General features: G+C 63.4%; 21 protein-coding genes. 18 read left to right on the forward strand and 3 right to left on the reverse strand.

All coding sequences use genetic code 11. The features are described 5' to 3' along the window. The first annotated feature begins 18 nt into the window (after nt 1-18). From LNV06_RS10725 to LNV06_RS10770, 10 genes are read left to right on the forward strand one after another with little or no spacing between them, the layout of a single operon-like run. The gene (locus tag LNV06_RS10725) at nt 19-963 is read left to right on the forward strand and encodes a fumarylacetoacetate hydrolase family protein (RefSeq protein ID WP_263538235.1); all 945 of its coding nucleotides are present in this window, start codon (nt 19-21) and stop codon (nt 961-963) included. A 49-nt stretch (nt 964-1,012) separates the two neighbouring features. Next, nucleotides 1,013-2,008: an ABC transporter substrate-binding protein gene (locus tag LNV06_RS10730; protein WP_263538236.1), complete on the forward strand. Its 996-nt coding sequence runs from the start codon at nt 1,013-1,015 to the stop codon at nt 2,006-2,008. A 37-nt stretch (nt 2,009-2,045) separates the two neighbouring features. Beyond that, nucleotides 2,046-2,621 (forward strand): VOC family protein, encoded by a 576-nt coding sequence (locus LNV06_RS10735; RefSeq protein WP_263538237.1) that lies wholly within the window; start codon nt 2,046-2,048, stop codon nt 2,619-2,621. Then, nucleotides 2,621-3,364: an ABC transporter permease gene (locus LNV06_RS10740; protein ID WP_263538238.1), complete on the forward strand. Its 744-nt coding sequence runs from the start codon at nt 2,621-2,623 to the stop codon at nt 3,362-3,364. The genes LNV06_RS10735 and LNV06_RS10740 overlap by 1 nt, the downstream gene beginning before the upstream one ends. A gap of 25 nt (nt 3,365-3,389) precedes the next feature. Next, nucleotides 3,390-4,214, forward strand: coding sequence for an ABC transporter ATP-binding protein (locus tag LNV06_RS10745; protein ID WP_263538239.1), 825 nt, complete (start codon nt 3,390-3,392; stop codon nt 4,212-4,214). Beyond that, nucleotides 4,204-5,136 (forward strand): alpha/beta hydrolase, encoded by a 933-nt coding sequence (locus LNV06_RS10750; protein WP_263538240.1) that lies wholly within the window; start codon nt 4,204-4,206, stop codon nt 5,134-5,136. Before LNV06_RS10745 ends, LNV06_RS10750 begins: the two co-directional genes overlap by 11 nt. Nucleotides 5,137-5,191: 55 nt before the next feature. Then, complete coding sequence (locus LNV06_RS10755; RefSeq protein WP_263538241.1) at nt 5,192-6,121, forward strand: dihydrodipicolinate synthase family protein; 930 nt, start codon at nt 5,192-5,194, stop codon at nt 6,119-6,121. 1 nt (nt 6,122) lies between these two features. Further along, nucleotides 6,123-6,545 carry a RidA family protein gene (locus LNV06_RS10760; protein ID WP_263538242.1) on the forward strand — a complete coding sequence of 141 codons (423 nt, stop codon included), beginning with the start codon at nt 6,123-6,125 and terminating at the stop codon, nt 6,543-6,545. Next, complete coding sequence (locus LNV06_RS10765) at nt 6,542-7,165, forward strand: malonic semialdehyde reductase (protein ID WP_263538243.1); 624 nt, start codon at nt 6,542-6,544, stop codon at nt 7,163-7,165. Before LNV06_RS10760 ends, LNV06_RS10765 begins: the two co-directional genes overlap by 4 nt. A gap of 15 nt (nt 7,166-7,180) precedes the next feature. Then, a complete protein-coding gene (locus tag LNV06_RS10770; RefSeq protein ID WP_263538244.1) occupies nt 7,181-8,017 on the forward strand; it encodes a sulfite exporter TauE/SafE family protein in 837 nt (278 codons plus the stop codon). Between the two features lie 138 nt (nt 8,018-8,155). Here LNV06_RS10770 and LNV06_RS10775 read toward each other — a convergent pair whose 3' ends face one another. After that, complete coding sequence (locus LNV06_RS10775) at nt 8,156-8,638, reverse strand: hypothetical protein (protein ID WP_263538245.1); 483 nt, start codon at nt 8,636-8,638, stop codon at nt 8,156-8,158. Between the two features lie 342 nt (nt 8,639-8,980). Between LNV06_RS10775 and LNV06_RS10780 the strand changes: the two genes are divergently transcribed. Together LNV06_RS10780 and LNV06_RS10785 are read left to right on the forward strand one after the other, a co-directional pair. Continuing rightward, entirely contained in the window at nt 8,981-9,412 is a 432-nt protein-coding gene (locus LNV06_RS10780) for a hypothetical protein (protein ID WP_263538246.1), read from the forward strand. Between the two features lie 37 nt (nt 9,413-9,449). Beyond that, a complete protein-coding gene (locus tag LNV06_RS10785) occupies nt 9,450-9,881 on the forward strand; it encodes a hypothetical protein (RefSeq protein ID WP_318013478.1) in 432 nt (143 codons plus the stop codon). A 15-nt stretch (nt 9,882-9,896) separates the two neighbouring features. Here LNV06_RS10785 and LNV06_RS10790 read toward each other — a convergent pair whose 3' ends face one another. Both LNV06_RS10790 and LNV06_RS10795 read right to left on the reverse strand, forming a co-directional pair. Next, nucleotides 9,897-10,460, reverse strand: coding sequence for an ATP-binding protein (locus tag LNV06_RS10790; protein ID WP_263538248.1), 564 nt, complete (start codon nt 10,458-10,460; stop codon nt 9,897-9,899). A gap of 37 nt (nt 10,461-10,497) precedes the next feature. Next, nucleotides 10,498-10,968 (reverse strand): Lrp/AsnC family transcriptional regulator, encoded by a 471-nt coding sequence (locus LNV06_RS10795; protein WP_263538249.1) that lies wholly within the window; start codon nt 10,966-10,968, stop codon nt 10,498-10,500. A gap of 183 nt (nt 10,969-11,151) precedes the next feature. Here LNV06_RS10795 and kynU point away from each other — a divergent pair, with 183 nt between their 5' ends. The 6 genes from kynU (at nt 11,152) to LNV06_RS10825 (ending at nt 23,555) form a co-directional block, all read left to right on the forward strand. Further along, the gene (kynU, locus tag LNV06_RS10800) at nt 11,152-12,381 is read left to right on the forward strand and encodes a kynureninase (protein WP_263538354.1); all 1,230 of its coding nucleotides are present in this window, start codon (nt 11,152-11,154) and stop codon (nt 12,379-12,381) included. A 119-nt stretch (nt 12,382-12,500) separates the two neighbouring features. Next, a complete protein-coding gene (locus LNV06_RS10805; RefSeq protein WP_263538250.1) occupies nt 12,501-13,571 on the forward strand; it encodes a porin in 1,071 nt (356 codons plus the stop codon). 41 nt (nt 13,572-13,612) lie between these two features. After that, entirely contained in the window at nt 13,613-15,301 is a 1,689-nt protein-coding gene (locus LNV06_RS10810) for an LVIVD repeat-containing protein (RefSeq protein ID WP_263538251.1), read from the forward strand. Next, a complete protein-coding gene (locus LNV06_RS10815) occupies nt 15,298-15,684 on the forward strand; it encodes a c-type cytochrome (RefSeq protein ID WP_263538252.1) in 387 nt (128 codons plus the stop codon). The genes LNV06_RS10810 and LNV06_RS10815 overlap by 4 nt, the downstream gene beginning before the upstream one ends. Before the next feature lie 80 nt (nt 15,685-15,764). Continuing rightward, a complete protein-coding gene (locus tag LNV06_RS10820; RefSeq protein WP_263538355.1) occupies nt 15,765-16,901 on the forward strand; it encodes a branched-chain amino acid ABC transporter substrate-binding protein in 1,137 nt (378 codons plus the stop codon). 483 nt (nt 16,902-17,384) lie between these two features. Continuing rightward, on the forward strand, nt 17,385-23,555 hold the full coding sequence (locus tag LNV06_RS10825; protein WP_263538253.1) for an SPM autocatalytic domain-containing protein: 6,171 nt from the start codon (nt 17,385-17,387) through the stop codon (nt 23,553-23,555). The last annotated feature ends 19 nt before the right edge of the window (nt 23,556-23,574 follow it).

The following is a 23,574-nucleotide window of genomic DNA, read 5'->3' on the forward strand; positions in this document are numbered from 1 at the left end:
GACACGAACGGACCGCCGATGAACTGGTATGCACTGGCCTCTTACGATGCGGGCCTTGGCCCCCGCCCCGCCCTGGTGCTGAACGAGCGTTTGTACGATGTGCAGTCCGCGCTGCAGGCTTGCGGCTTGAGCGAGCACCCGCTGCAAAGCGGCGTTCAAGAGGCGGTGGAGCAATGGCCGCACAGCGCCGAGGCCATCGCCTCGCTGGCCGAGCAGGTCGCACAACGGGCGGCCCAAGGTGAGTTGGCGCCGCTGGCCACCGCCGCCTACCGCCTGTGCACGCCCTACCGCCCCGGCCGCATCTTTGGCGCCGCCTCCAACTATTACGAGCACGCCAAGGAAATGGGCACCGAGCTGGCGCCACGCAGCGAAAGCTCGCCCTATGTCTTCATGAAGGCCGACAGCAGCGTCATTGCCACCGAGCAAGACGTGGTCAAACCCGCCTCCACGCAAAAGCTGGACTGGGAGGTGGAGCTTGGGGTGGTGATCGGCAAGGAATGCCGCCATGTCTCGGTCGAGCAGGCCTATGAGGTGATTGCCGGCTACACCGTCTTCAATGACATCAGCGCCCGCGACCTGAACCGCCGCAGCGACTACCCCTTCACCCACGACTGGTTTCGCGGCAAGAGCTTCGACACCTTCGGCCCCATGGGCCCCTGGCTGGTGCCGCGCGACTGCATTGCCGACCCGCAACAGCTGCGCATGCGCCTGCAGGTCAACGAGCAAATGATGCAAGACGACAGCACCGCCGGCATGATCTTCAATATCGCCGAACAGATCGCTTACCTGTCCTCGATGTTGACTTTAAGGCCGGGCGATTTGATCGTGACCGGCACGCCAACCGGGGTCGGCATGGCGCGCGGCGTCTTCCTGCAGCCCGGAGATGTGATGATTGCCAGCATTGAGGGCATCGGCAGCATCCGCAACCGGGTGGTCGCCGCCGAGGCAACAGCGCTCGCCTAGGGCCAAACTGAAGCCGCCGCCACGCTGACAACAACAGGAGGGGACACGCATGAGCAAGACTTTTTGGCGAACCGGCCTGCTTTGCGCCGGATTGGCGCTGAGCTGTGCGCAAGCTTTGGCCCTGGACAAAGTGCGCTTCAACCTCGCCTGGTTGCCGCAGGGCAGCACCGGAGGCGTCTTAGTGGCCGCGGCCAAGGGCTTTTACAGCGAGGCCGGCATCGAGCTGCAAACGCAACGCGGCTATGGCGGCCAGCGCACCGTCAACGAAATCGACCAAGGCCTGTTCGAGTTTGGCTATGGCGACCCGATCAGCGTGATGCTGAACCGCGCCAGCGGCGGCAAAACGGTGATGGTGGGTGCGATCAACACGGTCTGGCCGGCGGCGCTGTGTTTCTTGGAAAGCCCCAAGAAGAAGATCAGCAAGCTGGCCGACCTGAAGGGGCTGAGCATTGGCGGCGGCGCGGCCTCGCCGCTACAAAACATCGTGCCGGCCTGGCTGGCGGCGAACGGCCTGCCTGCCAGCCATGTGAAGCTCTTGCGCCTGGACCCGTCGGTGATCAACCCCTCGTTTCTGGAGGGCAAGATCGACCTGGCGGAATGCTGGGAAGGTGCCAACAAGCCCTTGCTCGACGCGCTGGTGCAGCGCGAGGGCAAGACGCTGGGCGCCCTGCGTTACCGCGACTTCAATCTGAACATCTACGGCAATGGCATTGTCACCAGCGAAAGACTGATCAATAGCAACCCCGATCTGGTGAAGCGCTTTGTGCGAGCCACTTACAGGGGTTACGAGTACATGCGCCAGAACCCGGCCGAAGCGGTGGACCTGATCGCCGCCAGCAACAAGCTGATGGCCAAGCCGATTTTGCTGGCGCAGATCAAAGAAACGCTGGCCATCATCAGCGACCCCGGCGCCGACAACAAAGCCACCGGCTACATCCGTGCCGACCGCATGCACGGCACCATCGAATTTGCCAAGCAGGCCTTTCAAGTGACCACCGCAGTGCGCGGCGGCGAGGTCTACACCAATCGCTTCATCGTCGACTGACGATGCCGCACGACGAACAAAGACTGAAAGAACTCCCATGAGCGACCGCATCCAAACTCGCAAGCTCGGCCACCTGGTGCTGATGGTGCGCGACATCCACAAGTCGGTGCAGTTCTACACCGAGGTGATGGGGCTGACCGTTTCCGACTGGATCAGCGATCAAATGGTCTTCCTGCGCGCCGGCAGCGACCACCATGATCTGGCGCTGTCGCAGTTGCCGGCCGGCTCGGACTTTGAAGACCTGCCGCGCTACAACCGCCCAGGGCTCGAGCATTTCTCCTACTTGGTGGACGACGTCGCCGAGATGGAGCGTGCGGTCAAGATTTTGCAGGCGCGCGGCATCGAAATCGTGCGCGGCATCGGCAAGCATGGCCCCGGCGAGAACCTGTTTCTGGTCTTCAAAGACCCGGACGGCAACAACGTCGAGCTGTATTGCGAGATGACACAGATCACGCCCGAGCAGCCCTATGAGTCCAAAGTCTGGGAACGCAATATCGACTCCTTCGACCAGTACCGCTTTGCCCGCTTTGTAGTGCCGCCGCCAGCTGCCGTGGTGGCAGCCAAGAGTGGCAAACCGGCGCCCAGCAATGCCGACGAGCAGGAGCCCGCCTGATGAAGCGCTGGCTGGAGACACTGATCTTCTGGGGCCTGCTGGCGGCCTTGTGGGAATACGGCGTCGGCTACCTGGGCGTGCGCCGTTATCTGCTGCCGCCGCTGAGCGCGGTGCTGGCGGCAGGCTGGGAGCAGCGCGAGATGCTGCTGAGCGAAACCTGGATCACGCTCTTGGAAGTGGTGGCGGGCTTTGCCGCCGCCGTGCTGGGCGGGGTCTTGATGGGCGTGTTGATTCACCTCAGCCCTTTGGCGCGGCGCACGCTCTACCCGCTGATCACCGCGCTGCAAAGCATGCCCAAGATCGCCTTGGCGCCGCTGATGATTGTCTGGTTCGGCTATGGCTTTGCGTCCAAGCTGGCCTCAACCTTTTTGTTCGCCTTCTTCCCGGTGGTGGTGGCCACGCTGGGCGGCATGGCCAATGTGCCCATCAATTTGGATGAGCATTTCCACGCCCTCGGGGCCTCGCGCTGGGACCGCTTCTGGCGCCTGCAAGTGCCGGCCGCCCTGCCCGCCTTTGTCGACGGCATCAAGATCGCCATGCCCTTGGCCGTCATCGGCGCCATCGTCGGTGAGTTCATCGGTGCCGAAGAGGGACTGGGCCATTTGATGACCTTGGCCACCGCGAACGCGCAAACCGATTTGATGTTCGCCGCCATCTTGGTGATCACCGCCCTGGCCGTGTTCTTGTACTGGCTGGTCGAGCGCCTAGCGCGCGCCGTCTGGTGGCGTGGCATTTCCTTTTGAGATTTCCTTCTGAGTGATGCGTCCCATGAATCTGGCATCTCCATCTCCACAGACATCCGCGACCCGCGCGACCTCCACAGCAGCACCTGCCATCGAGGTGCGCCAGGTCTTGAAGACCTTCGCTGGCAAGCAATTGGTCAAGGCCTTGGAAGAGGTGGACCTGACCGTTGCCCCGCGCGAGTTCGTCTCCATCCTCGGCCCCAGCGGCTGCGGCAAGAGCACGCTGCTGCGCATCGTGGCGGGGCTCACGCCCTACCAAGGTGGGCAGGTCTTAGTCAATCAACGCGTGGTCAAGGGGCCCAGCCCCGAGATCGGCGTGGTGTTTCAAAGCAGCAATATGTTGCCCTGGCTGACGGTGGCGCAAAACATGGCGCTGGGCGCCAAGCTGCGCAAACTGCCCGAGGCCGAACTGGCGCCCAAGCTGGCGCAACTGACCGAGACCTTGGGCCTGAAGGGCTTTGAGAACCATCACCCGCACCAGCTCTCGGGCGGCATGCGCCAGCGCGCCGCCATCGGCCAGATCCTGGCGCTGGACCCGCAGATCCTGCTGATGGACGAACCTTTTGGCGCGCTCGACGCGCTGACCCGAGACCGTCTGAATGTCGAGTTACTGCGAATCTGGCAAGAGCTGCGCCAGACCGTGCTGCTGGTCACCCACAGCATTGCCGAGGCCGTGTTCCTGTCGGACCGCGTCGTCGTGATGTCGGGCCGGCCCGGGCGCGTCATCGAAGAAATCAAGATAACCCTGCCGCGCCCGCGTCACCCGGCCGAGATCAAGGCCGACCCGCGCTATGGCGAATACATCGCGCAACTCTCCAGCCTGATGGGCGTATTTGCCGATGGACACTGAAGCGCTCGCCGCTGAATCGCCGGCCGCGCTCTTGCAGCGCATCGGCCCGATTTGGGCGCAAGACATCAACGCGCATCGCGACCAAGTGGTCCGCGCCTACACGCCGCTGCTGGCTGCGCGGCCGCTGGCCGGTCTGCAAGTCAGCCGCGATCTGTCCTATGGCGAGCACGCTCGCCAGGTGCTGGACGTGTACCAAGCGGCTGCCGCGCTGAGTCCCGGCGCGCGCTTGCCCATCATGGTCTTCGTCCATGGCGGTGCCTTCTTGCGTGGGCAAAAAGACAGCAATGCGCAGGTCTATGGCAATGTGCCGCGCTTCTTCGCTCGCCACGGTTTTCTGGGCGTGAACGTTGAATACCGGCTGGCGCCCGAGGCGCCCTACCCGGCTGGCGCGCGGGACGTGGCCGCCGCGGTGCGCTGGGTGCGCACGCATGCGGTGCGCTTTGGCGGTGATGCGCAGCGCATCGTCTTGATCGGTCACTCCTCCGGTGGCGCGCATGTGGCCAGCTATGTGTGCGACCCGCTGTGCGCGCCGCCGCAGGCGGAGATCGCCGGCGCCGTCTTGATCAGTGCCCGCCTGCGCGCCGATGTGCGCACCGACAACCCGAACGCCGCCGGCGTGCGCGCCTACTATGGCGATGACCCGGCCGCTTATGAAGCCGGCTCGGCCGTCAGCCATGCGGCGCGCCTGAAGGTGCCCACGCTCTTGGCCGTGGCCGAGTTCGAAAACCCTTGGCTGGATGTGTATGCGGCCGAGTTCTGCCACCGCGCCGGCCTGGCGCTGGGGCGCATGCCGCGCCTGATCTGTGTGCCCGCGCACAACCATACCTCCATCGTGGCGCACCTAGACAGCGGTGACGATGACCGCCTGTTCGGCCAGCAGCTGCTGGACTTTGCGGCCGGCCTGCCGCCCTGCCCTTCATAGGGACCACAAGGCCGCGCGCCTTCTCTTTCTCTTTTTTATTCTTGGAGTCATCCCCATGCAATCAGACGCCCAGCTCTCAAGGAGCGGCGGACTGACGGGTGCGTTCGCGCCTGTCATTACGCCCTTCCTGCCCGACGGTAACCCCGACGTGGCCCGCTTCATCCAGCATTGCCGCTGGCTGATTGGCGAAGGCGCGGGCCTGGCCCCTTTTGGCACCAATAGCGAAGCCAATTCCATGAGTGCCACCGAGCGCATGGGCCTGCTGGCCCACCTGGTAGAAGCTGGACTGCCGCCTTCGCGCATGCTGCCGGGGACCGGCGCTTGTGCCGCGCCCGAAGCCGCTCAACTTAGCCGTCAGGCGCTGCAGCTGGGTTGTGCCGGTGTGCTGATGCTGCCGCCCTTTTTCTACAAAGGCATCAGCGACGATGGGCTCTACGGCTACTACGCCGATGTGATCGCGCGTATTGGCGACTCGCGGCTCAAGCTCTATCTGTATCACATCCCCGCGCTCAGCGGCGTTCCCATCAGCCACGCGGTGATCGAGCGCCTGCTGCGCGACTTCCCCGGCACCGTGGTCGGCATCAAAGACAGCTCGGGCGACTGGGACAACCTGAGCGCCATGCTGAGCCGCTTCCCCACGCTGGAGATCTTCCCAGCCTCCGAAAGCTTGATCTCCAAGACCCGGCCGCTGGGCGCGCGCGGCTGCATCTCGGCCACGGTCAATATCAACCCCGGCCGCATCAGCCGCCTGGTGAATGAATGGAACAGTCCCAAGGGCGCGGCACTGCAGGCCGAGGTGGACGGCGTTCGCAAGATCGTCCAGGCCCTGCCGATGATTGCGGCCTTGAAGGAGGTGTTGGCCCAGGGCTTGAGCGATTCGGCTTGGCGGCGCGTGCGCCCGCCGTTGCAGCCGCTCTCTGCTGAGCAGGCCGCCCAGCTGCAAGCGGATCTGGCCGGCATTGGCTTTTCCTTGGTGGCGCGCTGACATGATCGAAGACCGCATCCGCCCCTTGGGCGCCTACCCCAGCCTGCGCCGCTGCGGCGACTGGCTGTTCTTGTCTGGCATGAGCGCCCGCCAGGCCGATGGCGGCTGCGCTGGCGTGACGCAGCTGGCCGATGGCGAGCTGCAGATCGACGTGGCGCTGCAGACGCGCGTCGTGATCGAAAAGATCCGCAAGGCCTTGCAAGAGGCTGGCGCGGCTTTGAGCGACTGCGTCAGCCTGAATTGCTACCTGACCGATATGCGCGACTTCGAGGCCTATAACCGCGCCTATGCCGAGGTGTTCGACGAAGCCACAGGCCCGGCCCGCACCACGGTGGCCGTGCACCAGTTGCCGCACCCCCATATGCGCATCGAAATCACCGCCACGGCTTTCTGCGCGGCGATGGACAGGGCTGCGACCCCATGAGCGAGTCAAGACTTGACCCCGCTGCCTGGCGCCTGCTGTTCAGCGAGGCGCGCAGCCACAACGGCTGGCTCAACCGGCCCGTGGCACCCGAGCTGCTGCATCAGCTGTATGCGCAAATGAAGATGGGGCCTACCAGCATGAACTGCGCGCCACTGCGTCTGCTGTTCCTGTGCACGCCACAAGCGCAAGCGCGCTTGCTGCCGCATCTGCTGCCCGGCAATGTGGAGAAGACTCGCAGCGCACCAGTGACGGTGCTGCTGGCCTATGACCGGCAGTTTCAAAGACGCCTGCCGGAGCTGTTTCCGCACCGCCCCACGGCGCGCGGCATCTTTGACGCCAACACGGCACTGCGCGAGACCACGGCCTTTCGCAACAGCAGCCTGCAAGCCGCTTACCTGATGCTGGCGGCCCGCGGCTTGGGCCTGGATTGCGGGCCGATGTCAGGCTTTGATGCCGAAGGCGTGGAGGCTGAGTTCTTTGGCCCAGACTCGGGTTCGAACAGTGATGCAGGCGAACAACTGGCGATCAATTTCATCTGCAATCTGGGCTATGGTGACCCTGCGGCGCTGTTTGATCGCTTGCCGCGCCTGAGTTTTGAGCAAGCCTGCAAGGTGTTGTGAGTGATGGAGATGGCAATGGGTGTGGGAATGAATGAGCTGGCGGCCTACCTGGCACTGGGAGCTTGTACCGGTGTACTGGCCGGCCTCTTGGGCGTGGGCGGCGGCATTGTGATCGTGCCTATGCTGGTGTGGATTTTCAGCGCCCTGCCCTGGGGCGAGGCCCAAGCGGCCAGCATTGCGCACCTGGCCTTGGGCACCTCGCTGGCCAGCATTGTGTTCACCTCCATTTCCAGCGTGCGCGCCCACCACCAACGCGGCGCAGTGGACTGGGGCCTGGTCAAGCGCCTGAGTCCCGCCCTGCTGGTCGGCACCCTGGCCGGCACCTGGGTGGCCAGCCAGATGTCTACGCCGCTGCTGAAGGCGGTGTTCATCGTGTTTGCCTTCTATGTGGGCCTGCAAATGCTGTTCAACCTGAAGCCCTCGGCCGGCCGCGATCTACCCGGCACTTGGGGCTTGAGTGGCGTGGGCGCGGGCATCGGTGTGTTCTCCAGCCTGGTGGGCATAGGCGGCGGCTCAGTGTCGGTGCCCTTCATGAGTTGGTGCCGGGTGCCCCTGCACCGGGCCATTGCCACCTCGGCCGCGCTGGGCTTCCCCATCGCCGTGGCCGGCGCCACCGGCTACATCCTCAATGGCCTGCATCTGGTCGAGCAACAAGGCCCCCAAGCCCTGCCCGCTCCACATCTGGGTTATGTCTACCTACCGGCCCTGGCCGGCGTGGCCCTGGGTTCGGTCTTGACCGCTCCCTTCGGCGCCAAGCTGGCCCACGCGCTGCCGGTGGCACGGCTCAAGCAGTGCTTCGCGGTGCTGCTGCTTTTGTTGGGCAGCCGGATGTTGTGGAGCATGTTGCGCTGAAGGCTTGGGGCAAACAGGATGCGGCAAATCCGGCTGACTGCCGGCCTGGGCAGCATGACCTGGCTTACGCTCTTCAGCCTCTAGGCATCTGCTGGCACAGCAAGTTCGCTCGACCGCTGAGTCCTCGCCCCGATCCGCCTACAAGCACTTGAGGCCCGCAATGCCAAAGTAGGCCAAGATCAAGAAACCATGCATGCCGATGAAAAAGCGCACCGACGTTGGCGCTTTGACTGGCAAGGCCATCAGGTCTACCGAAAGCAAGGGGCCTTGATGGTCCACCGACTGGAACTTGCTCGCATCGAAGCAGCCCAGCAGGCGTTCGAAGCGAATCATGCGCTCGATACACGCCGCATAGAGCTTGAAAAGCGTCTGCGTCAGAACCATGCCGATGACAGCCATCCCAATCGGAATGGCCATCATGGCGAGCGCTTGAGTCAAGGTCACCTTGTCACCAAAGGCAAGCCCTACAAAGATCAGGCAGGCCGACACAATCAGCACATTGGCATTCACGATCAGCTGCTCGTAGTGGCGCGTCCAGTTTTGCGCTTCGGAGTACAGCTGGCGCACCGTGGCCAGGTCTCGTTCGTCAAGAGGCTGCGGCGATGTGTTGGCGGAGGTCATAACAATGCTTTGCGTTTGAATGGAGTCGCCCAAGCCTTGGGCGACTGAAGCGCGCCGGGCCGCAGCGCTGATGCAAGGAAGACGGGCCGGGCTGATCTGGAAGTGAAGCGCCATTGTGCCAAGCGCAGTCCATGCCAGGCGGCCCGGTTTCCCTGCATACCGGCCCAAAGTTCCAGTACTCAAAATGAAGTGCAAAACAGACACGGAGACACGGAGACACGGCCTCGCCTCTTGATTACAAAGCTTTTCTGGGAGCGAATCAGCCGGATCCGGGTCGAAACTCTCAACGCTCAGACGCCACTAAGATTCGCGCCATCATGACCTTCAGGCTCGACAGACCTCTTGAACTGCCCTGAACTAGCTCGCCGCCTAGAGGAAGAAGGCTGCAAACCCAGCTCGTACGCCATTGGCAACAGCGGCGGCGCTTCCGACGCTTACTGCTTGGTTCTCCAAGCGAAGCAGTGGCAGGTGTTCTACACCGAGCGCGGCCGGCAGGGCCCACCGATCTTCAGTTCGGAGCGCGAGGATGAGGCTTGCGAGTTCTTCTTGCAACACCTCTTGTCCTTGCAGCACGATCACTGCGTCGGCCTCTTTCGTTCTCAGCAAAGGGCCGAGGCCTTGAGCACCCAGCTGCAAGAACTGGGGCTGAGCCCTTGGCAAGACCAGATTCCCTTTGGCGGGCCTCAGAGCCCTCGCTATCGCGTCTTTGTGAGCGGCAAAGCCATCTTCGTGGCGCAATCCCATTTCCCCGAACTGCCGCTGAAGGATGAGTAAGGCTTCCACCCTGCAACAGGCCTCTGTGCCGGGCCAGATGGCCAGACCCGGCGTTTACGCCATCAAGACCGAGCTCCGCACCTTGCAGTCCGAGCAATGGCAGTTCTTGCGCCAGAAGACCATGTACGGCGGCAAGGCCATCACAGCCGGCGACACGGTCTACCTCTTCGCCAGCGAGAACTCAGGCGGAACGGGCCTGGTGGCGAAGGGCTGCGTGATAGCCGCCGAATCCGTCCCGCGCCTGATCGGGGTAGAGCGGCAAACACCGCGCGTCAGCCTCATCATCGCGCGGACAGCGTTCGCTCGACAAACGCTCGGACGGGTAGAGCTCAAGGGCTTCACGCAATGGGACGACGGTCGCCCAGAGACGGAGCTGAACTTCAAGCTCTATCGCCAAGCCACCGACAAAATCATTGGTCTCTCGGACGTGGCGACGGCCTATCTCGAAGGGTTTTTCTACGAGCCCTGAATGACAAGGGCGGCCTCAGGCCGGCTCCTCCTCATTGAAGCGAATGCACACCCCCGGCAGGCTAGGCCGCAAACCCTCCAACCACTGTCCCAAGACCACCTCATCAATGGGATGCGCCGCCAGCGCCGCGCAGAGTCGGCCGCGCAAGTTGTTGCCCGAAGCCTGCCCCGGCGCGGGCTCCAGCGTTTTTTGCAAGAGCCGCCCGTGGGCGTAGCGATAGCTGGCTTGCTGCTCGCCGCGCCGCACTTGCACGAGCAATTCCTCACAAAGGCTGTTGATCAGCGACATGCCCAAACCCTGCAGTTGCACGGCACCGGGCGCGCTCAAGCCGAAGGGATAGGCCAGGTGTTCGTAGATGAAAGACAAATAGGGCGTGCCATCGATGGTCTTGCCGGTCGAGTGCCCACGGCCATCGTCTGAGACCGCAAAGCGCTTGCCCCGCGCCTGCACGGCAATTTTGCGGACATGGCCCGCCTGGGCCTCGGCCACCGAATACAGCACCAAGCTGCGCACAAGGGCGCCGCCCAAGTCCGAGCCATCGCTGGGCCCGGCGCGCTCATCGATCATTGAAGCTTCCATGGGGTGCAAACATCCAAAGCGGTGAACGAGGCCGACTTCATTCTGGAATCGGCATGCCGTCCAGGCCCTTGACCTCTTGCATCGAGAAGCTCGTGCGCATCATCTTCACTCCGGGCAGGCGGCGCAGCTTGGTTTGCATCAGCTGCGAATAGCTGTCCAGGTCTTGCGCCACCACCACCAGCACAAAGTCCTCCGGGCCCGAGACGCCGTGGCACATCACCACCTCGGGGATGTCGCGCACCGCGCGCTCGAACTCCAGCGAATGGTCTTCATCCTGACTGTCGATGCTGATGGTGACGAACGCCATCACGCCATAGCCGAGGGCACGGCGGTCCAGCCGCGCGTTGTAGCCGGCAATCAGGCCAGCGTCTTCCAAGCGCTTGATGCGCCGCCAGCAGGGCGACTGCGACATGCCCGTCAGCTGCGCCAGCTCCGAGGTCGTGAGGCGCGCGTTGTCTTGCAGCGCTTTCAACAACACCCGATCGGTCGCATCGATCTCGATTTGCATAAGAAAACCTCAATTGCATAGAAGCGGGGATGAATTTACCCCAAACGGAAGTGGGTAGGGTTAGCTTGGTAATAAATCTGAAAAACAAAACATAGACTGGCCTCGTTGTATACATGAAAGCCTGTGCTAATACAGCTGCACAGCAACCCAACCATGACGCTTGCTTCCACATCCGCTGACTCCCTGATCTCTCGCCAAGACTGCTTGGCGCTCGACGCCAAAGACCCGCTGGCCGCCTGCCGCGAGCGCTTCGCCCTGCCCCCGGGCGTGATCTATCTGGACGGCAATTCGCTCGGCGCCATGCCGCGCGCCGTGCCCAGCCGCATGCAGCAAGCCATCGAGCAGGAATGGGCCGTCGGTCTGATCCGCAGCTGGAACGATGCCGACTGGTACCCGGCGCCGCAGCGTGTTGGCGCCCGCATCTCGGCACTGATTGGCGCCAAGCCGAACGAAGTGATCGTGGCCGATTCGACCTCGGTCAATCTGTTCAAGCTGCTGGTCGCGGCCCTGCGCCTGCGCCCCGGCCGCAAAACCATCTTGGGCGAGAACGGCAACTTCCCCACCGACGCCTATGTGGCCAGCGGCGTGGCGGAGCTTTGTGGCGTGCAGCACCGCCCTGTGGCGCCTGCCGAGGTGATGGCCGCGCTGAATGAAGACGTGGCGGTGCTGACGCTGACCCATGTCAACTACAAGAGCGGCCAGACCTTTGATATGGCCGCCATCACCCGCCGTGCGCATGAAGTCGGCGCGCTGGTGATCTGGGATCTGGCCCACACGGCCGGCGCCATGCCCTGCGATCTGAATGGCTGCGAGGCGGACTTTGCCGTCGGCTGCGGCTACAAGTATCTGAACGGCGGCCCTGGCGCCCCCTCCTTCGCTTTTGTGGCCGAGCGCCATCACGAAGCGCTGCGTCAGCCCATCACCGGTTGGCACGGCCACGCCAAGCCTTTTGCTTTTGGTCAGAGCTATGAGCCGGCGCCCGGCATCGACCGCATGTTGGTCGGCACCGCGCCTCAGATGGGCTTGTTCGCGCTGGAAGCGGCGCTGACCGCCTTTGACGGCGTCGACCTGCAGCAGCTGCGTGCCAAGAGCCTGGCGCTGACTTCGCTGTTCATCCGCCTGGTCGATCAGGAGCTGAGCGAGTACGGCTTCGGCCTGGCCACGCCGCGCGAAGACGGCTTGCGCGGCAGCCAGGTGTCGCTGACGCATGAGCAGGGTTACGCCATCGTGCAGGCCTTGATCGCCCGCGGCGTGATCGGCGACTTCCGCGCGCCCGACATCTTGCGCTTCGGCTTTGCCGCGCTCTACCTGAGCCACGCCGACGTCTGGGACGCCATTGCCTTGCTGAAGGACGTGATGTCCAGCGGCGACTGGCAAAAGCCCGAGTTCATGGCCAAGAAAGCCGTCACCTGAGCCCGGCGCTCACCCACCCCGTGTCCACCCGAATTTGATTTAGCTCCCCTCCCTTTTCCCCCTAAAGCCCCTACCGCTCCCCCGGCAGACCCTGTTCCAGCCCCTCGAAGGAGATTCCCGTGAGAGAGAACCTGTCCACACTTCGCAACCCTCTGGCCTTGGCCGTCCTCGCACTGACGGCCAGCGCGCCAGCCCTGGCGCAAGTGACCATTTCTGGTTATGTCGACGCCGCGCTTGAGCACATCAGCTCCGGCGGCAAGACACTGAATCGCGTCAGCCCGGGTGGTCTGACCACCTCGCGGCTGGAGTTCACCGCCAAAGAAGACCTGGGCAACGGCCTGTCCGCCAAGATCCGCCACGAGATGATCCTCAAGCCCGACACCGGCGCCATGGACGCCAACTCGCGCGAGACCTATATCCAACTGGCGCACAAGGACTGGGGCGATATCAATCTGGGCCGCCTGAACCTCTCGTCCTACCACTTGTACGGCTACGCCGACCCGAGCTATGGCTCCGCCTACAGCCCGGTCAACAACATGATGGTGTTCTATGCGCCCTGGCGCGAGTCGAATGCCATTTCCTTCAACTCGGCCAAGTTCGCTGGCGGATTCCAGGTCCGCGCCACTGTCACGGCCGGCAAGGAAGAAAGCGATAACAGCAAGAACGGCCGCGTCATCAGCGTCGGCGCGTCTTACTGGAACGGCCCCTTGTTCTTGAGCGTGGCCAATGACATCCACAACAAGAGCAATATCTGGGACAAGAGCAAAAAGCAGAACGAGACCTCGCGCGACACCTATGTCTCAGGCGTGTACCGCATCGGCAGTTTCGATCTGACCGCCATCCTGCACGACTACAACGGCTACTACGCCTATCCGCCCTATGTGGACTTCCAGACGCATGGCAAGAGCCTGCAGCTGGGTACCCGAATCTCGGTGAACGAGCAGATTCGCTTGTTCGCCAGCGTGGTGCGCCGCGATGACGCCACCGGCGCCTTGGCCGACGCCACCGGCGTGACTCTGGGTGCCACCTATCACTTCTCCAAACGCACCACGCTGTACGCCGCCTACGGCACGGTGCGCAATGGCACCCCCGGCAGCGCCGGCGCTGAATACCCCATTGACTGGGGCCTGACACCGAAGGCCGGCGAGAACCCCGAGGGCTATATGTTTGGCCTGCGCCACGCCTTCTGATCTATTTGCTCGAAACACACGCAAAGAAAGCCAAGACCATCATGCTGAAACTCAAACCCAGCTTGCTGCTGAGCGCCGCCTTGTTGAGCAGTGCGGCACTGGCCCAAGCCCCCAAGTCCGGCGCCAATCTGAACGCCCCAGACGCGCCTCCGGGCAAGCCACTGAACCACAACCTGCTCCCCGGCGAGCCGGCTCACCCCGCCCCCGGCAGCTATGGCTACGACGCCAAGACCGGCAAGTTCAAGATGCCGGAAATAACGCCAGACGCCTACGGCGCGCATCCGGTGGAAGGCAGTCTGCCCTATCTGGACCAGAACACCTACGCCAAGAACTTCAAGCAAGAAGCCTTCTACCCCTTCGTGGCCGGCGCGGGCCACAGCTGGCAAGCCAGCTTCGACTGGCAAGGCCGCCGCTACCTCTACGACTACGAAACCTGGCACTACAACCTCTTCGACATCACCGATCCCAAGGACGTCAAGCTGGTCGCCAAGAAGTACTTTGATGTGAAGGGCGGCGAGCACCAGTTCGGCCCCTTCACCGTCAAGTACAACAAAAAGCTCGACAAGATGATAGCGGTGCAGTGCTACGAGACGCCGCGTTATGGCGTGGTCTGGAACAAGTACGGCAACCCCGACCAGGTGAAGGCCTTGCGCGAGCGCAAGATGCTGCGCGGCTTCCGCATGTTTGAAGTGACCAGCCCGCAGTGGACCGACTGGAAGCTGCTGAGCGAAACCTCGCTGGACCCCTATCACTCGGCCAAAGAGCCGGTGCAACAAGGTTCCGGCTGCCAGGACGTGCCGGTCTACGACGGTGACCAGTACCTCTTCGTCGCCGGCGCACCGGACGACACCTTCGCCAACACCGAGTACAAGACTTATATGTTCGCCGGTGGGCAGCTGGCCTTCGATGTGTCCAACCCCAGCGAGCCCAAGCGCTTGTCGATGTGGTGGGCGCCGGGCTCACGCCTGGGCGAGGAAGAGGAATACAAGAAGAACCCGCGCGCCGGCAACAAGACCTCGTGGATGGGCGCGCGCATGCCGCTGTTCATCCCCACGCCGGTCGAGAAGGGTGGCAAGTACGGCTATGCAGCGATGGGCGGCTTCGGCTTCTATGTGATCGACATCAGCGATCCAAAGAATATGAAGCAGGTGGCCCATATCGATATGCCGATGAGCGTGACCGGCACCGAGGGCGACAACATCGACGTCAGCAAGGTCGAGTCCACCGGCATGGTCTATTACAGCGGCTACCCGATGAGCGAGGACTGCTACGAACCCTTCAAGGACATCTACGCCATCGATGTGCGCGATCCCAAAAACCCCAAGATCGCCCATACCCTGCCGCGTCCAGTGCCTGACAAAGCGGCGCCCTTCACCGATTTCTGCCAGCGTCGCGGCAGCTTCGGCCCCAAGCGCAGCGGCTATGCGCAAGTCCAGCCCGGCAAGCCCAGCTCGCGCTACATGCCTTACAGCTACTACAACGCCGGCATGCAGATGTTTGACCTGAAGGACCCGGCCAAGCCTGTTATCGCCGGCTACTTCACGCCCAAGATGATTGGCGAGATCCCCGTCAAGGACGGCCAGACCCAAAGCATCCGCGCCCTGCCCAACCCGGTGCACAGCATCTTTGTGGAATGGGACCGCAATTTGGTCTGGGTCTTCTCCAACCACGGCATCTATGTGACCTCGTCTGAGCTGCTGGGCAAACCCGTGATGGGCCTGCCGAAATGATGGCGCGGCGACTCTCCCTCGCCGCAGGCTTGAAGCTGGGCCTGCTGATGCTGAGCCTGGCCAGCAGCACAGCCCAGGCCGCCCCGGCCACAGATTGGCGCGCCTTTGACGCCTGCATGGCCTGCCATGCCAGCGATAAGACGTTGGTCGGCCCCTCGTTTGCCGCCATTCGAGAGCGTTATGCCGCACAGCCCGATGCCCCCGCTCAGCTGGCGCAGCGCATCAAGGACGGCAGCAGCGGCCGCTGGGGCAGCGTGCCAATGCCGGCCAACAGCCAGCTAACGCCCGAACTCGCCAGCGCCGCAGCGCGCTGGATCTTAGGGCTCAAGGCCCCGGCAGCGGCCAGCGCTTCCGCAGCCACATCAAGCCCTCAAGCGCAGTAAATCCTTTCACCCACCACCGCCGCCCATTTTTGAAAAAAGAAGCGCGGATCTCTCACCAAGGACTGAAGACCATGAAGAAGATGACTTTCACTTTCTCTCTGCTGGGCGCAGCCGCCCTGTTGGCCGCACAAGCCGCCGGCGCACAAGAAGTCGTGAAGATCGGCCACGTTGGCCCGACCAGCGGCGCCATCGCCCACCTGGGCAAGGACAATGAACTCGGTGCCCGCATGGCCATCGACGAGCTCAACGCCAAGGGCGTGGTCATCGGCGGCAAAAAGGTCAAGCTGGAACTGCTGGGCGAAGACGATGCCGGCGATCCGAAGCAAGGCACGCAAGCCGCACAAAAGCTGGTGGACTCCAAGGTCAACGGCGTGGTCGGCCACTTGAACTCGGGCACCTCCATCCCTGCCTCCAAGGTCTATTCGGACGCCGGTGTTCCGCAGATCTCGCCCTCCAGCACCAACCCCAAGTTCACCCGCAACGGCTACAAAACCACCTTCCGCGTGGTGGCGGATGACGTGCACCTGGGCGGCACCCTCGGCCGCTACGCCGCCAAAGACTTGAAGGGCCAATCCATCGCCGTCATTGACGATCGCACCGCCTATGGCCAAGGTGTGGCCGATGAGTTCGAAAAAGGCGTGAAGGGCTCGGGTGGCAAGATCGTCGGCCGCGAGTTCACCAATGACAAGGCCACGGACTTCACCGCCATCCTGACCAGCTTGAAGGCCAAGAAGCCCGATGTGATCTTCTTCGGCGGCATGGACGCCGTGGCCGGCCCCATCCTGCGCCAGATGAAGCAACTGGGCATCAATGCCAAGCTGATCGGTGGCGACGGCATCTGCACCGCCGAGCTACCCAAGCTGGCGGCCGGCACCATGGCCGATGGTCAAGTTTTCTGCGCCGAAGCCGGCGGTGTTGACGCTGCACAGAAGCAGGCGATGGAAGACTTCCGCGCCCGCTTCCGCGCCGCCACCAAGCTGGAAGTGCAGGTCTACGCGCCTTACTCCTATGACGCGGTGGGCGTGCTGGTGGCCGCCATGGTGAAGGCGGGCTCGGCCGACCCGGTCAAGTACCTGCCGGTGCTGGCCAAGACCGAGAACTACAAGGGCGTGACCGGCAATATCAGCTTCGATGCCAAGGGCGACATCAAGAACGGCGCCCTGACGCTTTACACCTACAAGGGCGGCGCCCGCGAAGCGCTGTCGGTGGTTCGCTAATCCTTGAATTGAACGGCCAGGCCCAGCCGCAAGGCTAGGCCTGCCACACACCGGAGTTCATGGGCCCGACCCTGGCGCGCATGGGGAGAGCGTGCAAGCCCGGGTCGGCGCCCGTGAACGCCACCGGTTGAATCATTCGTTATGCGATTGAGTTGTTGGCAGCCTTGAAGCCCAAGTGGTTTCAGGCTGCTTTTTTTTGGCTGCTTTTTCAATTGCCGTTTTTCGGCAGCCTGTGATCGGCATCTTTGGGTGAGGGGTATGCAGCTTCGCTGCCGGTCATCTGAACCGCACTACCCCGCGGCAAGCGCAACAAAGCCCAGATAAGCAACTAAACCCCCACTCAGTTCAAGCGTTCGCCCGAATTCGCGCCACAGTTGAACCAAAGGGCGGCCTTATTTCACAGACCGGCACAACGACAGGCTTCGTACATTCTTCGAACGAGAAATCCAAAACTTGAGCGGATTTTTCAAATCGGAGTTTCAGATGTCTTCCATCCCGTCCTTGTCAACCAGCCAGATTGCCGCATTGAGCACGGCCACCATCGCCGCTTTTGGCAGCACGGACTGGCTGGCCTTCAGCGGCGAGCAAATGGCCGCATTGACGGCCGCGCAGCTCAGCGCAATGTCAGTCACGGCTTGGAACACCATCAGCACTAGCCAGCTGACGAACCTGAACGACGATTCGCTGCACGGCATGAATGCGCATGCGATCTCGCTGTGGCCGGTCAAGCTGCTAAGCGCGCTGCAGGCCGACCAAATAGCCGCGCTCGACACTAGCGCCTTCCGGGCACTGACGTCCAACCAAGCGCCGGCCCTGCAGCCCACTTGGCTGCAAGCCTTAAGCACCCCGCAGGTGCAGGCCCTCAGCAGCAGCGCGCTGACGGCGATGGCAACGACGCAGATCAACGAGCTCAAGCTCGAAACCGTGCAGGCCCTGGCCAGCTCCCAAATTCAGGTGCTGCGCACCCAACAAGTGGCGGCCCTGAGCACCGAAAACGTGGCCGCGCTCAGCATCGATCAGCTGCATGCCGTGAGCACGGCGCAGATCGTCGCCATGAGCAGCAGCCAGGTGCAAAGCCTGGGGCTGGAGCAGGTACAAGGCCTGGTCAGTCAACAGGTCGCCGCGCTCAGCAGCACACAGCTCAACACCTTCTCGGATCTCGAACTGCAAGGTCTGGGCAGCGCGCAGCTGCGCGGTCTCAGCGGCCAACAGCTCAATGCCTTGGGCACCGGTCGTCTGGCCAACTTTGATGAGAGCCAAGTCTCGCTGCTGGGCTCGCGCCAGCTCAGCGGCCTGAGCTCCGACACGCTGGCATCCTTCAGCACCGATCAATTCCAAGCCCTCAGCACCGCGGCCCTGCATGCCTTGAGCAGCAGCCAGCTACAAGGATTGGACGCAGGCCAGGCAACGGCACTGACGCCGGAGCAATTGGCCTCGCTAAGCAGCCAAGCGATACGCGGCTTGTCTGACAGAGCCTTGGGTGGATTGGAGGTGGGCGACCTGGGCTCACTGACGTCCAGCCAGCTCAATGCCATGAGCACCCATCAGCTGCAGCAGCTGAGCCCGGAACAAATCGGTGCGCTCAGCACCAGCGCGCTGCGTGGCTTGGCCACGCTGGGTGCATCCGTGCTGACCACCTTGCAGCTGGGCGCGCTCAGCTCCGATCAGCTCGGCGCCTTCAGCACCCAGTCGCTGCGGGCCTTCCAGCTGAGTCAGCTGAATGCGTTGAGCGCCGATCAGTTGGACGGGCTGTCTGGCACCCAAGTGAGCGCACTCAGTACTGCGCAGCTGCAGGGCATGAACGCAGCATCGATTGACAGCTTCTCGGTAAAGCAGCTGCAGTCGCTGAGTTCCGCTCAGTTTGGACGTTTGAGCAGTGCTGCGATCGAAGGTTTCACGGCCGAGCAGTTCGCCGGCTTGAGCAGCAAACAACTGCTCGGATTGAACAGTGCACAGTTCAGCCTGCTCAGCGCGGACGAGGTGGCTGCGCTCAGCTTGAGTGCCTTGCGCGGCCTGAGTAGCGCCCAGGTGGCCGGCTTCAATGCCGACGATTTCGCCGCGCTCAGCAGCAGCCAGATGCAAGCCTTGAATGCCAATAGCCTGCGAGCCCTGGGGGACGGACTGCTCGACAAGCTGGGCTTGGATCAAGTGGGCGAGCTGAGCTCGGCGCAGCTGGCGGGATTGACCATCAGCCAGATTCGCCACCTGAGCCCCGAGCAAATGGCCGCGCTGAGCACCTCGGCTTTAGCCGGTCTGGGCGCCACCACGGCTGCTGCGCTTTCAACGGCACAGATCGCAGCGCTAGACAACGATCATCTGCGTGCGCTCTCTCCAGCCGCCCTGAACGCGCTGAGTAGCGCGGCGGTGGGCGGCCTCACACCAGCGCAGTTGGCCGGACTCAGCACCAGCCAAATCGCCGCCTTGGGCAGTGCTCAAATCGCCGCCTTGGGCGCAAGCCAGATCGATGCCCTTAGCGCAACCCAGGTGGCCGCACTGAGCAGCCAACAGATCAGCCGCCTCAACGATCAAGCGCTGGATGCGCTGAATGCCGACCAGCTGGGCGCACTTAGCGCACGACAGTTGGCCGGTATGAGTGCCCACCAGATCGGCATACTCAGCCCCGACCAGTTCCGTTTTATTGCGCCGCAAGCCTTCTCGGCCCTCAGCAACACCCAGTTGGCCGCTTTGAGCAGCGCCGATATGGCCGCCCTCAGCGGCGCCCAGATTGGTGCGCTCGGCGCCAGCCAGCTGCGGGCCCTGCCCGATGCCACCATGGCGGCCCTCAGCATCGACCAACTGGCCGGCATCAGCGCGGCCCAGGCAGCAGGCTTGGGCGCAAAACAAATCCAGGCACTCAGCCCCACCCAACTGGCGGCGCTGCCCCAGGCCGCCTTGCATGCCTTGAGTGCCGCCGCGGGTGGCGCGATGAGCGTGGCGCAAATTCAGACCTTGAGCCCAGAGCAGCTCGCGACCCTGCCCAATATCGCCATGAGCGGCTGGACCTCCTCCCAGCTACACGCCTTAAACGCCGACCAATGGGCCGCCCTAGGGACCAGCCACATCAGCGCGCTCAGCCTGGCCCAAGTGGCCACGCTGGACGGCAGCCAATTGCAACAGTTCACCAGCGCCGAACTGGCCGCGCTGAGCGCCAGCCAGTGGGCCAAGCTCGGCAGCCAAGCGCTACAAGGCTTGGAAAGCGAACAGCTGGTCGCACTGAGTGCCAAGCAGTTGCAGGCGATGACGGCCAGCCAGCTGCAAGCCTTCAACAAGGACCAGCTGAGCGCTTTGAGCCCTGCAGCGCTGAGCGGCTTGTCCGTGGCGACGGTGGCCGGATTGAGCACCACACAGCTGTCGGCCTTCAGCCCCAGCCAGTTGGCGGGTCTGAGTGCGACGCAGTTGCACGCACTCAGCGATAGCAATCTGGCGTCGTTGAGTACCCAGCAGGTCAATGGCTTGCTAAGCAGCCAGTTGTCCAGCTTGACCACGCAACAGTTCGCGCAGTTCACGCCCGTCCAAGTGGCCGCCATCAACGTGGCGGCTTTTGCGGCCTTGCCCAGCAGCGCGGCCGCCGCCCTGCTGCCTGCCCAGGTCAGCGCCATCAAGGCTGAGCAATGGGCGGTCTTGAGCACTCAAGCGGCGCACGCGATGAGTGCCTCCAACTGGGGTTTGCTCGGCAGCGCGCAAGCTGCGGCGCTCAGTAGTGTGGCCCTTGGAGCTCTCAACAGCGCCCAGTTCAGCAGCTTGACTGCCGACGCGCTGCATGCGTTTGGATCCGCTCAGTTGCTCGCCTTGAACAACGCTGAAATGCGCAGCCTCGGCACGCAAGGTCTTGCCGCTTTCAGTGACACGCAATGGGCCAGCATGGGCTCACGCCAGCTACAAGCCCTCAGCAGCAGCCAGCTTGCAGCGCTCAGCCAAGGGGAAATGAAGGCCTTGAACAGCAGCGCGCTGGCCGGCCTGAGCACCCAGCAAATGCAGAGCCTGAGCACCGATCAGGTCCAGGCCCTGAACACCTCGGCCGTTCAAGCACTCAGCGGCAGTGCACTCGCTGGCCTGAACATCAACCAAGTGCATGCGTTTGACTCGGCGCAGATCCGAGCCCTTTCAGGCGCTGCATTGCAAAAGCTCGACAGCCAGCAGCTGCAAGAGTTCAGCAGCACGCAGTTCCAGGCCTTCAGCAGCAACCAGATCGGCGCCTTGAGCGCTAATGTGTTCCCCGCACTGACCGAGCAATTGGCTTGGCTGGGCAGCGCCCAAGTCGCAGGGCTGAGCGCCAGCCAAGTAGCCGCCTTCAGCAGCGCAGACTTGTTGGCCTTGAACAGCAGCCAGCTCGGTGCGCTCAGCGCTGGCGCGATTGCCGCCATCAACACCGGCGCCATCGGCGTGTTGACCTCGGCGCAGCTGGCGGGCTTAAGCACCGGCCAGATGCAGGCCCTGACAGTGGCCGAGGTGCAGGCCCTGAACACCGCCCAGCTCGATGCCTTGAGCAGCCGGCAGATCAGCGCGATGGCGCCCGCCACCATCGCCGCGCTGAACAGCGATCAGCTCGCCGTTGTCGCTGCGCATGACCTGGCTGCCATCAGCCCCACGGCATTCGCCACGCTGGGCAGCGCAGCGATTGCCCAGCTGACCTCCATCGCCCGGCCTGAGCTCAGCAATGAGCAACTCGGCGCCCTCACCTCCATCCAGGCGCTCGGCCTGGGCACCGCCGAGTTGGCGAGCCTCAGCGCAACGCAGATGGCCGCGCTGTCCGTCGCGGCGCTGCAAAACCTCAGCAGCGCGCAGTTCAGCGTGTTCAGCAGCAATCAGACGCTGGCCCTGAGTACCGCACAGATTGGCGTCCTGAATGCCAAGGAACTGCAGATTCTGGACAGCGCCACCATGCAAGGCCTGAGCCCCGCTCAGGTGCACGCGCTGAGCAGCAGCCAGGTCCTGCAGCTCAGCGATGCGCAGCTGCAGGCGATCAGCCCGGACAGCATGGCCGGCCTGACCCCGAATGCCCTGCATGCGCTGGGCGCGGTTCACTTTGGCGCCCTGCGTCCGGCGCAAGTGGCCGCCTTGGGGGCCGAGCAACTGGCCGAACTGGACAGCAGCCAGATTCGTGCCCTTTCTAGCGCGGCCTTGCAAGCGATGAATCTGGTGCAGATATCGCAGCTGAGCGCCGCCCAGGTGCAGGCCCTGAGCCTGAGCCAGGTGGGCGCCTTGCTGCCGCAACAGGTGGTGGCCCTGAGCGTGCCCGCCGTGGCCGCGCTCAATCTGGACCAATTGCAGGCCCTCAGCCCGGAGCAACTGGGCAGCATGAGCGCGACTCAGCTGGGCTCGATCTCGGCCTTTCACCTCAGCAATCTGGGCAGCGCCGCGATTGTGGCACTGAGCGTCGAGCAACTCAGCGGACTCAGCGTCTTGCAAGTGCTCAGCCTCAAGCCAGATCAGTTGGCGGCGCTAAGCCCCGAACAGATGCCAGGCCTCAGCACTGCGGCCCTGCATGCGATGGTACCCAGCCAGTTTGACGACTTCAGGCCCGATCAAGTGGCGGGACTGAGTTCGGCCCAGTTTGCAGCGCTAACGCCGGCCGAAGTTCGCTCCCTCAGCCCTAGCCACATCACGGCCCTGGAGGCGCAACATCTGCAAGCGATGACGCCCGCGCAGGTCGCCACGCTGAGCGTGGATCAGGTGCACGCCATTGGCGCCCAGGAACTGGCCCTCTTCTCCACCAAGCAGATCGCCGCCCTGGGTCCGGAGGAGGTGGGGACCTTATCGCCCCAGCAATTGAACGCCTTGCCACTGACCAATGTCGCGGCCCTCACCCAGGCACAGATTGCGGCCATGAGTACCGAGACGCTCTCCAGCATGGACATGACCCATGTGGCCGCCTTCACAGGCTTGCAGCGCGAGGCGATGACGCCAGCCCAGTTGGCCGCCCTCAGTGCGGCATCACCGCTCGTACTGGATCTCAGCGGCATTGGTGTGCAGACGGTGGACGCCGCGCATGGCGTCAGCTTTGACATCAATGCCACCGGTCACGCCACACAGGTGGGTTGGGTGGATCAAGGCAGCGGCCTCTTGGCGCTGGACCGCAATGGCAACGGGCAGATCGACAGCGGCGCCGAGCTCTTCGGCACCGCCACCCGCTTGGCCGATGGACATCTGGCCGACAACGGCTTCCAGGCCTTGGCCCAGTTAGACAGCAATCACGACGGCAAGATCAATGCCGCCGATGCCGAGTTCCAACATCTGAAGGTCTGGGTCGACAGCGGCCACGGCGCCGCCGGTAAATTGCTCAGCCTGAAAGAGCTCGATGTGGTGGAGCTGGACCTGCACGCGACCGCGCAAGACAAGATCCAAAACGGCAATTTGATCGGTCTGGAAGGCGCCTACAAAACCAGCGACGGCAAGAGCCACGAGCTTGCCGATGTGTGGTTCGGCCAAACCTCCAGTAGCAGCGCGGCCCATTCCTCATCTACGCCGCTCTTGAGTGATTTACTGCAAGCCCCTGCCGGCCCGCTTTTGTCAGAGCCGAATGTGGCCACCCATGCCGATCCACAGCTGAGCCACAGTCGCTCACCGGCCACGGAAGGCTGGCTGAGCAGCTACAGCATGGAGCAGCTCAAGCAGCACCAAGACCATCAACAAAGCAATCACTGGTTGATCTGAGGTCGGCTGGGCGCGTCGG

Source organism: Paucibacter sp. Y2R2-4 (genome assembly GCF_025717535.1).
GTDB lineage: Bacteria > Pseudomonadota > Gammaproteobacteria > Burkholderiales > Burkholderiaceae_C > Paucibacter_A.

Coding starts and splice junctions, on each gene's coding strand:
- LNV06_RS10725 (WP_263538235.1), top strand. CDS start 19: ATGAACTGGTATGCACTGGCCTCTTACGATGCGGGCCTTGGCCCCCGC.
- LNV06_RS10730 (WP_263538236.1), top strand. CDS start 1,013: ATGAGCAAGACTTTTTGGCGAACCGGCCTGCTTTGCGCCGGATTGGCG.
- LNV06_RS10735 (WP_263538237.1), top strand. CDS start 2,046: ATGAGCGACCGCATCCAAACTCGCAAGCTCGGCCACCTGGTGCTGATG.
- LNV06_RS10740 (WP_263538238.1), top strand. CDS start 2,621: ATGAAGCGCTGGCTGGAGACACTGATCTTCTGGGGCCTGCTGGCGGCC.
- LNV06_RS10745 (WP_263538239.1), top strand. CDS start 3,390: ATGAATCTGGCATCTCCATCTCCACAGACATCCGCGACCCGCGCGACC.
- LNV06_RS10750 (WP_263538240.1), top strand. CDS start 4,204: ATGGACACTGAAGCGCTCGCCGCTGAATCGCCGGCCGCGCTCTTGCAG.
- LNV06_RS10755 (WP_263538241.1), top strand. CDS start 5,192: ATGCAATCAGACGCCCAGCTCTCAAGGAGCGGCGGACTGACGGGTGCG.
- LNV06_RS10760 (WP_263538242.1), top strand. CDS start 6,123: ATGATCGAAGACCGCATCCGCCCCTTGGGCGCCTACCCCAGCCTGCGC.
- LNV06_RS10765 (WP_263538243.1), top strand. CDS start 6,542: ATGAGCGAGTCAAGACTTGACCCCGCTGCCTGGCGCCTGCTGTTCAGC.
- LNV06_RS10770 (WP_263538244.1), top strand. CDS start 7,181: ATGGGTGTGGGAATGAATGAGCTGGCGGCCTACCTGGCACTGGGAGCT.
- LNV06_RS10775 (WP_263538245.1), bottom strand. CDS start 8,638: ATGACCTCCGCCAACACATCGCCGCAGCCTCTTGACGAACGAGACCTG.
- LNV06_RS10785 (WP_318013478.1), top strand. CDS start 9,450: ATGGCCAGACCCGGCGTTTACGCCATCAAGACCGAGCTCCGCACCTTG.
- LNV06_RS10790 (WP_263538248.1), bottom strand. CDS start 10,460: ATGGAAGCTTCAATGATCGATGAGCGCGCCGGGCCCAGCGATGGCTCG.
- LNV06_RS10795 (WP_263538249.1), bottom strand. CDS start 10,968: ATGCAAATCGAGATCGATGCGACCGATCGGGTGTTGTTGAAAGCGCTG.
- LNV06_RS10810 (WP_263538251.1), top strand. CDS start 13,613: ATGCTGAAACTCAAACCCAGCTTGCTGCTGAGCGCCGCCTTGTTGAGC.
- LNV06_RS10815 (WP_263538252.1), top strand. CDS start 15,298: ATGATGGCGCGGCGACTCTCCCTCGCCGCAGGCTTGAAGCTGGGCCTG.
- LNV06_RS10820 (WP_263538355.1), top strand. CDS start 15,765: ATGACTTTCACTTTCTCTCTGCTGGGCGCAGCCGCCCTGTTGGCCGCA.
- LNV06_RS10825 (WP_263538253.1), top strand. CDS start 17,385: ATGTCTTCCATCCCGTCCTTGTCAACCAGCCAGATTGCCGCATTGAGC.